Source organism: Salinibacterium sp. NG253 (genome assembly GCF_015864945.1).
Classification (GTDB): Bacteria; Actinomycetota; Actinomycetes; order Actinomycetales; family Microbacteriaceae; genus Rhodoglobus.
This window is the reverse complement of sequence record NZ_JADYWF010000003.1, coordinates 88,260-101,864: the sequence shown is the minus strand read 5'-3', so window position 1 is coordinate 101,864 and position 13,605 is coordinate 88,260. Positions and strand designations below refer to the sequence as shown.

General features: G+C 59.3%; 8 protein-coding genes. 3 read left to right on the top strand and 5 right to left on the bottom strand.

The window, feature by feature from the left end; all coding sequences use genetic code 11:
- Nucleotides 1–3: 3 nt before the first annotated feature.
- The 5 genes from I6E52_RS13350 to I6E52_RS13330 form a co-directional block, all read right to left on the bottom strand.
- Complete coding sequence (locus I6E52_RS13350) at nt 4–5,913, bottom strand: Ig-like domain-containing protein (RefSeq protein WP_197158209.1); 5,910 nt, start codon at nt 5,911–5,913, stop codon at nt 4–6.
- Nucleotides 5,914–5,925: 12 nt separating this feature from the next.
- On the bottom strand, nt 5,926–7,353 hold the full coding sequence (locus tag I6E52_RS13345) for a serine/threonine-protein kinase (protein WP_197158207.1): 1,428 nt from the start codon (nt 7,351–7,353) through the stop codon (nt 5,926–5,928).
- 120 nt (nt 7,354–7,473) lie between these two features.
- Nucleotides 7,474–8,268, bottom strand: a complete 795-nt coding sequence (locus I6E52_RS13340; protein ID WP_197158205.1) for a PP2C family serine/threonine-protein phosphatase — start codon at nt 8,266–8,268, stop codon at nt 7,474–7,476.
- A 19-nt stretch (nt 8,269–8,287) separates the two neighbouring features.
- Nucleotides 8,288–8,905 carry an FHA domain-containing protein gene (locus I6E52_RS14605; RefSeq protein WP_197158202.1) on the bottom strand — a complete coding sequence of 206 codons (618 nt, stop codon included), beginning with the start codon at nt 8,903–8,905 and terminating at the stop codon, nt 8,288–8,290.
- A gap of 43 nt (nt 8,906–8,948) precedes the next feature.
- Nucleotides 8,949–10,385 carry an aminobutyraldehyde dehydrogenase gene (locus I6E52_RS13330; protein ID WP_197158200.1) on the bottom strand — a complete coding sequence of 479 codons (1,437 nt, stop codon included), beginning with the start codon at nt 10,383–10,385 and terminating at the stop codon, nt 8,949–8,951.
- A 122-nt stretch (nt 10,386–10,507) separates the two neighbouring features.
- Between I6E52_RS13330 and I6E52_RS13325 the strand changes: the two genes are divergently transcribed.
- From I6E52_RS13325 to I6E52_RS13315, 3 genes are read left to right on the top strand one after another with little or no spacing between them, the layout of a single operon-like run.
- Entirely contained in the window at nt 10,508–10,990 is a 483-nt protein-coding gene (locus I6E52_RS13325) for an Lrp/AsnC family transcriptional regulator (RefSeq protein ID WP_197108937.1), read from the top strand.
- A 34-nt stretch (nt 10,991–11,024) separates the two neighbouring features.
- Nucleotides 11,025–12,407, top strand: a complete 1,383-nt coding sequence (locus I6E52_RS13320; protein WP_197139140.1) for an aspartate aminotransferase family protein — start codon at nt 11,025–11,027, stop codon at nt 12,405–12,407.
- A gap of 55 nt (nt 12,408–12,462) precedes the next feature.
- Nucleotides 12,463–13,515, top strand: a complete 1,053-nt coding sequence (locus I6E52_RS13315; RefSeq protein WP_231602207.1) for a hypothetical protein — start codon at nt 12,463–12,465, stop codon at nt 13,513–13,515.
- Nucleotides 13,516–13,605: the final 90 nt, after the last annotated feature.

The window sequence follows — 13,605 nt, the reverse complement described above, 5'->3', positions numbered from 1 at the left end:
CCTCTAGTCATAGTCATATCCGTTATAAGTTCTCTCGTAGATCTGCCCACCGTTGGCAACCACACGAACGACGAGGGTCGGGTTTGCCAGCAGAAGCACCACGTCAGCGTGACAGCTTCCCCCCGGAACGGTGGTGTCTGCCGTCTGCCATGATCCCAGGGTGAGTCCACCGCAGCGGTAGCGCACGCTCTCGTAGGTTCCGCTTGGCCAGTCGAGCCAAGCGAAGGTCCCACTGTCGTTCAGCACGTCATTGTCTGAGGTAAAGGTCAAGCCTGCTACTGACGGGTTCACCGGAACCCCGAGAGCGAAGGGTGCCGACCACTCGGGCTGGCAGATGGGTCCTGAACCGTAGCTACGGCATGCGCGCACCTCAACGGAGATATCTTGACCGTACTGCTGGCCACCATCCGCGGTGAGGAAGGAGCCGAGAGCTACTGGCCCATAGATGGTTCCAGGAACGCTGCCACCGCTGAGCCGGTAGTACAGGGTGTAGTCGCTGTTGAGCGTGTCAGAGCCCATCGCTCCCCCGTTGACGGTGAAGTCGAAGCGGTTTCCGTTAGCCACCGGACCGGCGGTGCTGAGCGCTGTGACGACTGCCGGCGGGGTATGAGCAACGACGGTGGGCGATGCCGCGCAACCCTGACCGTTGTAGGCGAATACCACCATCGTGTAGGTGCGGTTAGGTGTGAGCCCGTTGAACGTCGCTGACGTGCTCGAGCCAACCGACGCTAGCTTTGCACCGTTGCCAGTGATCGATCCGTTCGCTGAACAGGTTGGCTCGGTGCCGGTGTAGGCAGCTGCTGTGTAGGCGGTTACCGGGCGCCCATTCTCGTTGAACGCACCGGGCCACGTGAGTCCGGCGGTCGTGTCGTTGACAACAGTGGCGACAGGCGCAGCGAGAGCGATAGGCGGGCCAGCGGGAATGGCGCTACGCGGTTCGCTCGTGTTCCACACTGAGAGCGCTGTGTAAGCGGCATTTCGAGGGCTCACGGTGTACGTCACGGCTACGCCGTTATCGAGAACCCACGATGATGGAGTCTCCCAGGTGCAGGTCGTGTCGTCGCACTGAGCTAGGCCGAGCGTGGTTTCGAAGCCACCGACGGCAATGCGATAGCGGTCAACAGCGGAACCACCGGCCGGTGTGGGCACCGCATTCCATGTCAACCGAAGCCCGTGATCACGTGGCGATGCGCTGAGCGATGTTGGCGCTACGGGGATGATGTCCGACCAGACCGAGTCAGCGAGAGTGACGGGCTCCGATTCGCCAATGGCGTTGATCGCCACGACAGTGACCTTGACCGAGTTGGTCGGGCCGTTTCCGGTCGTCGGAATCGCGCACGTAGTTCCGGCACAGTCGGTCGTGTTGACCAGGACACCAGCGGACTTCGTCGTCACCCGATACGAGGTAATGGCGGAGTTGTTCGCTGGCCCGGCGTTCCAACGCATCATGATGGTCTTGTCACCAAAGCCACTCGGCCCGAGGTTGGATACCGGGTCTGGTGTGTCCTGAACCGAGATAACAACGGTGCCCCAGACATACCGCGTCTCATCGTTGGTGGCATCCGCGACGCGATATTGAAGGTTCACGTCACCAGGCGCTGCTTCGCTGGACACGGTGACGGTGAGTGTGCTGTTGTCATTGCTCGGGACGATCGATATACCTGCAGGAATAGCTCCCCCGCCAAGTCCACGGATATCGACCACTCGCAGCGGTGCCCCCGGGAACGGGTTCGTCGACGCATCGTTTGCAAGCACATCAACGACAGTGGTCTCGCCACGTTTCACGATGGCGAGGTCCGCGGCCGGGCTCGCGAGCGGGCGCGTCGACGGCACGACGTTCAGCTCGATCCGGCCAGATTTACCTTCAGAGAGATCATCGCGAACACCGAGGGAAATCGAGGTTCGTGTGCCCTTGAACGCACTGTTGTTGGCCCGAAGCATCAACGTTGTGCCTTCGAGCGAATACGTGAAGCCTTCCGGCAACGGGCTCAACACCGAGTAAGCGAGCTCGTCGAGGTCGTCAGGGTATGGGTAGGTGGTCAGCTTGAGGAGATCGATCTCCTTCTCTTGACCGGGTTCGAAATCGATGACAGCACCACCGAACACGGGAGCCTGGTTGTCGCGTGGGAGCACATCAATAGGCAGCACCAAAATAGCGGTACGGCCCTCAGGATCGGATACCGAACTGCCATCCGTTACTTCGAAAGATATGGATGCGGGCCCAAAATACTTCTCTGCCGACGTGAAGACGAGAGTGTCCTCGTCGCGCACGAGATCTGTGCCATCGCTGTGAGTGGCGAGCACGGTGCTGGAGTCGGTAAGGCGCACAGGCTTATCGCCTACCGCGATGATGTAGTCGTTGAGGTCGATCACGAGCGTGCTCTCGCTATTGATACTGAGCTTTGGAGCTCGACGATCAATTTGCGGGAGAGCATCGTTGTATCCCGGCACTTTGATGAACGCGTAGCTAAAGACGGTGGGGTCGGCCGGGTTCGTGACGCGGAAGGGGATGATTTGCCCCACATCCCCCACAGAAACTTCGATCTGCTTATCTGAGGTCACGCGGGCCGCGTTGCCATAGCCCGGGTAGATTGCCAGCGTGAGAGTTCCGGGGTCGCCGTCGGCGAAGAACACTCCAGAAAGAACATCGACTGTGACACGGTTGCGATCCAGCACATCCGAAAGAGTCAAGACGCTGTCGGTCGCAATCGGATAGGCCGGTTTAGCTTCAGGATCTACCGTGACGCGGATAAAGTTTTGGCTCGAGCCGCCCGTCTCGTTTTCGATGACGTAGATGATGCCATAATCGCCCGGTTCTTCGGGCGGAGTGACCTTCACCACGTCCCCGTCGATCTCCGCGACGGTATTGGGGTCATTGGGCTCAACGGACACCACCGAGAGTGGGCTGCCGTCGGGGTCAGAATCGTTCACGAGCACCTGCACCGAGACAGTGATTCCGGGCTTGACCGTCACTTCGTCGATGATCGCGACCGGGTTGCGGGCGCCATCGAGGCGTGGGCTAATTCCTATGTTGATCTCGCCGTTTGCACGCGCACCAAGCGAGTCGATCAGCGTGTAGCTGAAGGTGTCAGTTCCGGCCGAGTACTCACCGGCTTGGTAGACGAAGGTATTGGATTCCACATCGATGACGGCACCCTTGCTCGGGTTTGTCGCCTGGCCGAGCAACTGCACCGAGTCGCCATCGGGGTCGGCCGATGTCAACGGAATCTGCACCCGCACGGTGTCACCGGCCAGCACTCGGGCCGTCACGGTCGGTGGCACGGGAGGGTTATTGCTGGAGGCGTCGAGTTCACGCACGGCGATACGCACGATTGCGGTTGCGGATTGCCCATCGGGGCCTGCAACTTGATACGCGGCCGTGAAGTTTCCCGTGCGATCAGGGGCGAGGTAGCGCAGCACATCGCCGGAGGCAAAGAGCAGTCCCGAATCGTCGGGGAGATCTTGCGCCAGCTTCGGCACCAGAGACAGTTCAAGCCCGTCAGGGTGTTCATCGTTGTCGAGAACACGGATGTCGACGGCTTGCCCCACGCGAACGGTTACGGAATCGTCGTTAGCGATGGGGGCTTGAAGTCGGGACGGCGCCGCAATTTCGACGACGGTAATAACGCCAATGGCATCCGCGAGCCCGTTGCTAATGCGGTAGTTGAAACTCACGGGCCCATCATCGAGCGGGGCTTCCAAGCTCACACGAACGAGTCGTTGTTCCAATATTTCCGCGCGCACGCCTGAGCTCACGGGGAGGTTCATGATTTCGGTGACGAGGAGCACACCACCGGCCGGATCGACGTCAGTTCCGGCAACATCGATTCGTTCGTTCTGAAGGGTTTGCACGAAGACAGTCTTGGGAACGGTGATCGGCGAGGTGTTGGCATCGGGCGGGGACACCACATCAATTCGCACGATTGCCGTGTAGGTGAGATTGCCATCTGTAACGACGTATTCGAGGTTGTGGCTGCGAATCTCATCGCTTTGGAACCGGAAGGTTCCCGTCTCATAACTGGGCAGGATTTGAGCGCCGGTCTTAGCGGGAACGCTATTAAGGCGGATGTTGCCGTTGCCGCCGCGCACATGGCTCAGCGGCGAAACGGTGATTTCCTTGCCGGCATACGCAAGCACAACGAAGGGGTCTGCCTCAATGGGGACTTCGCCCGCCGGTTTCACTGAGACGGAGACACCGCCCGAACTTTCGCTTGTGCCATCCGACACGACGAGGGTGACAACTTTGAGTTCTCCGCCAGCACCGGAGTCCGAGAAGACGAGGTCTCCCCCCGGCTTGTAGCTGACAGCATCAGGAGCCGCAACGGAGGCACTCGTCAGGTAAAAGGGATCGCCATCGGGGTCAACCCAATCGCCCAAGATCTGGTTAGATACACGGCCGCCAGCTTGCACCGTCAACTTCGTCGACCGCACTTGTTCTGGCGGCGAGTTCTCGGAGTCCGCGCGAATATCAACCGTCACGGTCGCACTGGCGGTACCACCGCGACCATCGCTCACGGTGTAGTTGAAGCTCACTTGACCGCTGGCCCCGGCTTCGAGGGTGATTTGAATCTGTTGGCGCTCGTTGATTCGATCGATTCGCCCGATGCTGGCATTGATGGTCGGCAGCTCCTCGACAACAAGCACATCGCCATTGGGATCGTAGTCGTTGAGCAGAATGGGCAATACGGTCGCACGCCCAGGGCGAGCCCCAAAGCTGTCGTCTACTGCAACCGGGGGCTGCTGCACGCTGTCGACTTCAGGCTCGACATCGAGAAGGTTCTGCTCGACCTCAGGCTCTTCATCTTCTGCGGTGATGAGTTGGTTCCAGTTGTCAATCAACTCGCCGGAGCTTTGCACCGCCCACGTGCGGCCGGTTAGGCGGTCGTTGAGCACGGCACGCGATCCGTTGACCGAGTAGGAGAGCTGAGCGTTCGCTTCCATCTCACTCAGTTGCAGCATGACGCCTTCACCGGCATCACTCGGGCAGCGACGCCAATTCTCACCACTTGTCCACGCTGCGAACTCGCAATCGCCCAAGCGCAGTGGAGCTGCCGCAACACCGGACTGGCCTGTGGCCAGGCCGACTGCTGCAGCGCCGCTGAGCGGAACGCTAATAACGCCTTGGCTGTAACCGATGAGCACGCGCTCACCGCCGACAGACGGAAGCTGCACGACGGTGCCGTTTCCCCCGTCGACGAGACCGGTGAGGTCAACTGTGCGGCCGTCCATGTACAGCAATTCGGCATCCGAATCGAGAACGGCCCACTGGCCAGCCACCGAAGTAATGCTGAGCTCCGCATTGGGGTCAAGTTCAAGACTTACGCTCGACTCAGCGGTATCGGAAATTGCCGCATTCACGCGAAAAAGTTGGCTTGTCGACGGCGAATACGCGAAAAGCAACCCGTCGTCGTCAACGCTGACAATTGCGTCAGCACCCAGGCTCAAGGATGCCGGTGATTCCGCGTCGAAATTGAGGAAGTCCTCGTAGGACCTAATCCAGAGTTCGCCCGTGCCATGCTCGAGAACAACAACGTTGTCGCCGGCGAAGTACACCTCGGGCTGGTTGGGCGGAAGAGCGACGCTCTCTTCGATCTCCGACACCGCCGGATCGACTACATCGATTGCACTTTCTGAGCGATCGAACAGCAACACGCTATCGCCATGTTGAACGACTTCGAGGTCAGCACTTTGTGCACTCACGACAGAGTTGATCTCGAGAACTTCCGTGCTCGCGCGCCCGATTGCCTGCTCTTGATTGTTCGCGACCCAGACGGCACCGTCTGCCAAGTCGACTTGTTGGGCGGTATAGCCGGTCGAAACAATGGCGACCGTGGCAACTAGGGCCACGATCGCAGAGACACTCACCGCGCCGATCACTGTCGAACGACGCGCCTTACCCCAGCGCTTAATCACGGCTACCCATCATTACGGCAACACCGCACATTTCTGCGCGCTCGCTGCACCAGATTTGCCGTCGCGAGTTACCGTTACCGAGATACAGACGTTCTCTCCCGACTCCGCATCGACCACGAAGCTGGGCTCTCGCTGCTGCAAAGGAGGCTGATTGTCTGTCGTAGTGATTTGGTACGAGTCGCCCGGTTCAAGACCGGGGTCGAGCCACGAGAACTCCACGACATCAGTCGAAACCGTAGCGCTGATATCGCTCACGGTCGGGATGTCGGTCGAGCCCGACTGCAATTGGACAAGCGTGACGGTGGCACCGAGAACGACCACGAGAGCTGCAACCGCGACACCGATCCAGGCGATCGTCTGCATGCCGCGAGTACGGGGAATCGGGCTCATCCCCGTCTTGCGACGCGACATCTTGCCTTCAGCCGCTTCGCTCTCGAACGACCCAAAGCTGTCGTCGACGGCGGCAGGACGTCGGCGCTTGCGACGCTGTGACGATGTCATCGGCGCGGCCTGCCCCGGACGCACTCGCGTGCGGTCCTCAAGCTCAGCGACAGTCGCGAGCGCCCAGTCATCCATGGCAACTTCGATGGCAGTCTGAGAGAGGCCCAGTTCGGACTCCACCGCCTGCAGTTCATGCACGAGCTCTAGCACGCTGCCCTGACGTGCTTCAGGCTTGCGAGACATGGCACGGTTGAGCGCACGCTCAAGGCTCTCAGGAACGTCGCTGCGTCCGGTCGCGCGTGGCTTTGCTCGGTTGATTCGAGAAATGAGGTCAGTCGATTTGTTCGACTCCCCCGGAACTTCGAAGGGTGAACGCCCGGCCAAGAGCGAGTACACGGTCGCGGCATAGGACCACAGCTCGGACTCAATCGTGCCGGCCGTCTCATCCATCAACACTTCTGGAGCAGACCACGGGATCGACATACCAACGGCTTCAAGATTTTCAGACTCGCTCAGCGTTGCGGCAATACCAAAGTCAGACAGCACCGGATGCCCATAAGCGGTCGTCAAAATATTGGACGGCTTAATGTCTCGGTGCAATACGCCCGCACGGTGGGCCGTCTCGATCGCGCTGCCGATCTTGATCGCGATTCGCAGCACTTCGGGCACCGGAAGTCGCTCCATGCGGTAGCGCTGGCTGAGGGTGGAAGAACACAGTTCCATCACCAAATAGGGGCGACCATCAGACGAGACACTCGCCTGGTACACCGTGAGGATTGAGGGGTGCGAACTGAGCTGTGCCATAAGGTTCGCTTCAGCCTGAAACATGAGGCGAACCTGGTCGTTGACGACCTCGCTGAGCATAACCTTGACGGCGACTTGGCGACGCGGCATATTCTGCTCATACAAGAACACATCGGCGAATCCACCGGAGCCCAAAACGTGCACATGTGAGAACCCGGGCAGGGCAGGCGGATCTGAGGGCAGTCTTCGAGCCACAGAAACACCCCTTACATGTCGTCGAGTTCGATCATTCTAAGTGAGGAAAGCACTCACAAATCGGATTCTGCCCCTTGTCTGGGGTCAGATTGTCTGTCCCCAGTATGGAGGACTAGACGACTATGTCGCTGTAGGTACTTCTAACACGTCGATCACAATGGCCGTGATGTTGTCGCGACCGCCGCTGTCGAGTGCGGAATCAATGAGTTCTGACACAGTTTCCTCCGCCGAACTATGCTTTGCGAAAATCCGTGAAATCTCGACGTCTGAAACCTCGCGGGTGAGGCCGTCCGAGCAGATCAAGAGCCGCTGACCGCGCTGAATCGGAAGTATCCAGAAGTCGGGCGACGGGGTCGCGTTGAAGCCCACCGCGCGAGTGATGATGTTGGCATCAGGATGATCTTCCGCTTCTTCGCGGGAAATCACCCCGGCATCCACAAGATCTTGAACAACCGAGTGGTCTCGCGTGACCTGTACCAGTCGATCGTTCTCGTAGTCGTATACGCGGCTGTCACCGACGTTGAAGACAGCGAAGCTTGCCGATTCGTGGTGCTCTGTGATCACGACGCCGGTGACCGTCGTGCCAACCCCCAACTCGCTGTCTTGAGCGATGAGGCTGATGTAGTCGGTCGCCCGCTCGAGAGCGCGTTCCACGGCGCGAGCAGGCAAAAAATCACCCGTAATCGCGTCGTCGAGCCGCTCCACGACCGCAGCGCTCGCCAAATCACCGGCGGAGTGACCGCCCATGCCATCGGCCACAGCGAACATGGGAGAACGCGCGACGTAGCTGTCCTCGTTTGCGGCGCGCCGATGGCCCGTATGAGTTCCCGCAGCCCACGCAAACGTAAACGTTTGTTGTTCTCGCCCTGGTAGAGCGATGGTGTGCTTCGGGTTGTTGCCGCCGATTTCGGTCACGGCTACCTTCCTGCCCGTTTTACTCCAGACGCCGCCGAGGCAGAATCCGAATAATGTTTCCGTCCCCAATATCCACTAGCGTGCCGGTCGAAACGACCACCGACTCACCCTGACGGAGTTTTCGTGCAGCATTGCCTGGCACTTGAACGATGGAACCGTTCGTTGATCGCAGATCAGTCACGATCACCGAAGCTCCCAATTGTCGCACTTCGACGTGCGTCTCAGAGACTTCGCGCAGCGGCGATTGCACCGCAACCAAGCGTGGCCCAACACCCTTGACGATGCGCGGCGGTCGTGGATCACGACCGAATACGCACGCGTGCTCAAGCGAATGAGCCTGCCCCGTGCCGTCGAGTTGCACTCGGTAGTACATCGCAGATGACTCGGATGCCGCCGGCGGCGAAGTCTGCTGAGGAGGCTTCACTTGAGCTGCGGCGCGCGCTCGCAATCGTGCCGCCTCCTGAGCGGTGGTGGCTGACGCCTGCTTCGCGTGGGCCTCCACCGGACGCTCGTACGGCTGCACGGTAACCGGTCGACGTCGAGAACTGAGAATAACTGTGTCATCGAGGTCAGGAACGTTCGACCACACTGTGGGCCGCTGGCCCGCCGTTATCGTGTCATCAAAGTCTTGCCTCACGCCGCAATCTTAGACACGCTTGACGTTTTCTCGTGGGAGCGCGTCACGCTTGTCCGATAAAACTCATCACGTGTTTGATTCGCGTGTAGTCCTCGAAGCCGTAGCTCGAGAGATCTTTGCCGTATCCGGAGTGCTTGAAACCGCCGTGGGGCATTTCGGCGACAATCGGAATGTGGGTGTTGATCCACACGCAACCGAAGTCGAGGTGCTTTGCGAATCGCATCGCACGACCGTGATCGCGAGTCCACACGCTCGAAGCCAAACCGTAGTTGACGTCGTTGGCCCACTCCAACGCTTGGTTCTCATCCGTGAATTTCTGGACGGTGATGACGGGGCCGAAGATTTCATTCTGCACGGCGGAGTCGTGTTGCTGCAGCCCAGAAACGATCGTGGCTTCGTAGAAGTAGCCCTGGCTGCCTTGGCGCGTGCCGCCGAGCTCGACGTGAGCGTGCGAAGGCAACTCCTCGATCACGCGTGACACTTGAGCGAGTTGGTTCGCGTTGTTGACGGCACCGAAATAGACGTCTTCGTTTGGCGCGCCCGTTGTCGCGTTGTCACGCGTCCAAGCTACGAGGGCTGCCACGAATTCGTCATGTACCTGCTCGTGCACGATCACTCGGGTGGCCGCGGTGCAGTCTTGGCCCGCGTTGAAATAGCCTGCGGCCCCAATTCCGGCGACGGCGGACTCGATGTCGGCATCGTCAAAGACAATGACCGGAGCCTTGCCGCCCAGTTCCAGGTGCACACGCTTGAGATCAACGGATGCGGCCTTAGCGACTTCCATTCCCGCCCGCACCGATCCCGTAATCGACACCATCTGTGGCGTCTTGTGGTCGATCATGAGACCGCCAGTGGTGCGGTCGCCCGTCAGAACGTTGAAGACGCCGGCTGGCAGGAACTCGGAGGCGACCTCGGCGAACAGCAGGGTGGCCGAGGGTGTCGTGTCGCTGGGCTTCAGCACCGTCGTGTTGCCTGCGGCGATTGCCGGGGCAACTTTCCAGACGGCCATGTTGAGTGGGTAGTTCCACGGCGCTACTTGACCAATTACGCCGATCGGCTCGCGGCGAATCGATGACGTGTGGTCCTTCATATACTCGGCAGAGGCCATGCCCGAGAGGTGTCGAGACTCTCCCGCAAAGAATCGGATCTGGTCAACGGAGAGCATGATCTCGTCCGCGACGAGACTGGCGCGAGGCTTGCCGGTGTCTTTCGATTCAAGGTCGGCGAATTCGTCGGCGCGTGCTTCCATGGCATCGGCGATGCGGAACAGGGCGAGTTGGCGCTCCGATGGGGTCGTTTCGCCCCAGGTCTCGAAGGCGGTGGATGCGGCAGCGTAGGCAGCGTCGACGTCGGCCGCTGACGAAACAGGCGACTCCGCGTAGCTGTGCTCAGTCGCGGGGTCGATCACGTCGAAACTGGACTCGGTGCGCGCGGCTACATACTCGCCGTTGATGAAGTTCTTGATTTCTGAAGCGCTCATGCGTCAACGATAGCGAGGGTGTCCTCCGGAATCTACCCGCAGACTGACGGTTTCCGCAGCAAAATCACTATTTTGATTCGGAATCGCTTGCAGAAGCGGGTTTGAACTGACAAAATCGAGGCATGACCACCCCGTCGCGTAGTTCCGCAAACAAGCCTGTGCATCTTGACGACGTTTCAAAGGCCATCATCGAGCAGCTTCAGAACGATGGCCGACGCTCCTACGCTGAGATCGGTAAGGCAGTTGGCCTCAGTGAAGCCGCCGTTCGTCAGCGCGTGCAGAAGCTGACAGACTCCGGCGTCATGCAGGTCGTCGCGGTTACCGACCCCATGCAGCTTGGCTTCTTCCGCCAAGCCATGATCGGCATCCAAGTCTCGGGAGATACAACCGTCGTTGCCGAAACGATTGGAAAATTGCCCGCTGTCGACTATGTCGTTCTCACCGCTGGCAGCTTCGACATCCTCGCCGAAGTGGTCTGCGAAAACGACGACGACTTGATCGACCTTCTCAACCGCGACATTCGCGGGATTGACGGCGTGCGTTCGACGGAAACCTTCGTTTATCTGCGCCTCCACAAGCAGTTCTACAACTGGGGAACGCGCTAAGCGTTCCTCTACAACCCTCAAGAAAGCGTCAGCCATGTCAGAGTACGACGAAGCCGATCTTCAACAAAAAGCCAAAGACCACCTGTGGATGCACTTCTCTCGCCAATCGGTGATGGAAGACGGTGCCGGGGTTCCCATCATCGTGCGCGGCGAAGGCCACCACATTTATGACAGCAAAGGCAACAAGTACTTCGACGGCTTGAGCGGACTTTTCGTGGTCAATGCTGGCCACGGCCGCAAGCGCCTCGCCGAGGTTGCCGCCAAGCAGGCCGAAGAGCTCGCGTTCTTCCCGATCTGGTCCTACGCGCACCCCAACGCCATCGAATTGGCCGATCGTCTGGCTGGCTACGCGCCCGGCGACCTCAACCGTGTGTTCTTCTCCACCGGCGGCGGCGAAGCCGTTGAGACTGCATTCAAGCTGGCTAAGCAGTACTGGAAGCTGCAGGGCCGTCACACTAAGCACAAAGTAATTTCCCGCGCGGTTGCCTACCACGGCACCCCTCAGGGCGCTCTGGCCATCACCGGCATCCCCGGAATGAAGGAGATGTTTGAGCCTCTCGTTCCTGGTGGCTTCCGCGTGCCGAACACCAACTATTACCGCGCAGAGGAAATGGGCTTCCACGGCACCGAAGAAGAATTCGGACTGTGGGCGGCCAACCGCATCGAAGAAATGATCCTCTTCGAAGGCCCTGAGACTGTTGCAGCCGTATTCCTCGAGCCCGTGCAAAACTCGGGTGGATGCTTCCCGCCTCCCCCCGGCTACTTCCAACGTGTTCGCGAGATCTGTGACGAGTACGACGTACTGCTGGTCAGCGACGAAGTCATTTGTGCCTTCGGTCGCCTTGGCCACATGTTCGCGTGCGACGCCTACGACTACGTTCCCGACATGATCACGTGTGCCAAGGGAATGACGAGTGGCTACTCGCCTATCGGCGCCACAATCGTGTCTGACCGCATCTACGAGCCCTTCAAGCACGGCGCTACAACGTTCTACCACGGCTACACCTTCGGCGGACATCCGGTTTCCGCCGCGGTTGCCTTGGAGAACCTCGACATTTTCGAAGAAGAGAAGATCAACGAGCACGTTCGCGAGAACTCGCCGAAGTTCCGGGCTGCCCTTGAGCGCCTGCTCGACCTTCCTATCGTCGGCGATGTGCGTGGCGATGGATACTTCTTTGGCATCGAGCTTGTGAAAGATAAGGCGACAAAAGAAACCTTCAATGAGGACGAATCCGAGCGTCTGCTCCGCGGGTTCTTGTCGAAGGCGCTCTACGAAGCCGGCTTGTATTGCCGAGCGGATGACCGTGGCGACCCTGTGATTCAGCTGGCACCACCGCTCACGATCGGACCTGCCGAGTTTGACGAGATAGAATCAATCCTGCGCTCGGTCTTGACCGAAGCATGGAGCCGTCTCTAGAACTCACCAGGTTCGCCCCTCCCTCTGACCCCACGGCTCAGATAGAGTTCTTTTCGTGAGCATTGAGGATAAATCGCTAACGCAGCGTCCCCACGAAAGCGATGCGCGCATTACCGTTGCGCGCGTCATCGCCATCGTGCTCGCTGTCGCGCTCAATCTCGTGGTCATTGCGGGTGGTGTCTGGGCGCTCACCAACCAGCAGCGCATTTCGGATCAGTTCGCGGTGTGGGATTTTGAGCCATCGGCGACGGTAAAAGCGTATGTAACTACCGCTGCCATGTCCGAAGAGGGCCAGTTCCTGTTCTACGCCAGCCATCCCAAGATTGAAACGAACCCGGTTTTCAACACCACGTGCTCCAACGTGGAAGAGAATTTCGGCGTGCTCGGGTGCTACTTTCCGAGCAGCAAGTCGATCTTTCTCTATGACGTAACGGATGAGCGACTCGACGGCATCGAAGAAGTCGTCGCTGCCCACGAAATGTTGCACGCCGCGTGGGATCGCATGTCGAGTGAAGAGCAAGACGCTCTGACTCCCCTGCTTGAGGCAGCAGCCGAGAGCATGAAGGATGATCCCGAGTTTGCGACGACCCTTGAGTTCTACGCGAAGACGGAGCCTGGCGAGCGCGCAAACGAACTGCATTCGATCATCGGTACCGAGTTTGCTGATCTCACTCCGGAACTTGAGGCTCACTACGCGATATACTTCACCGACCGTGCCACCGTTGTAGCGCTTCACGAGACGTCGAACGCTGTCTTCACCGAACAGTTGGAGGCCAGCGCGAAACTCGTCGAGCAGCTGGACACTCTTCGCGCGAGCATCGATGACGACTACGCGACCTACAACTCTGGCTATGACCAGCTCAACGACGACATCGATAGCTTCAATTCACGCGCCGATGAGGGCGATTTCAACACCCTCGATCAGTTCAACAGCGAACGCAACGAACTCATAAGTCGTCAGGATTTCCTCAACACTCTCTATGATTCCATCGAAGCGGACGTCGATACCTACGACGACCTGGTGAAGCAGCTTGAGGCGCTCAACACGACGATTAGCGAACTCAACCAGAGCATCAACATCGAGCCGCGCAACGAAGACGGCATCTAACGCCTCTCCTCACCAGCATCCCAATTCCTCCCGGAATTGCAATGTCCGAAAATAGCCAGCGGCCCAGAAACAGCACAGCGTACGCTCGAC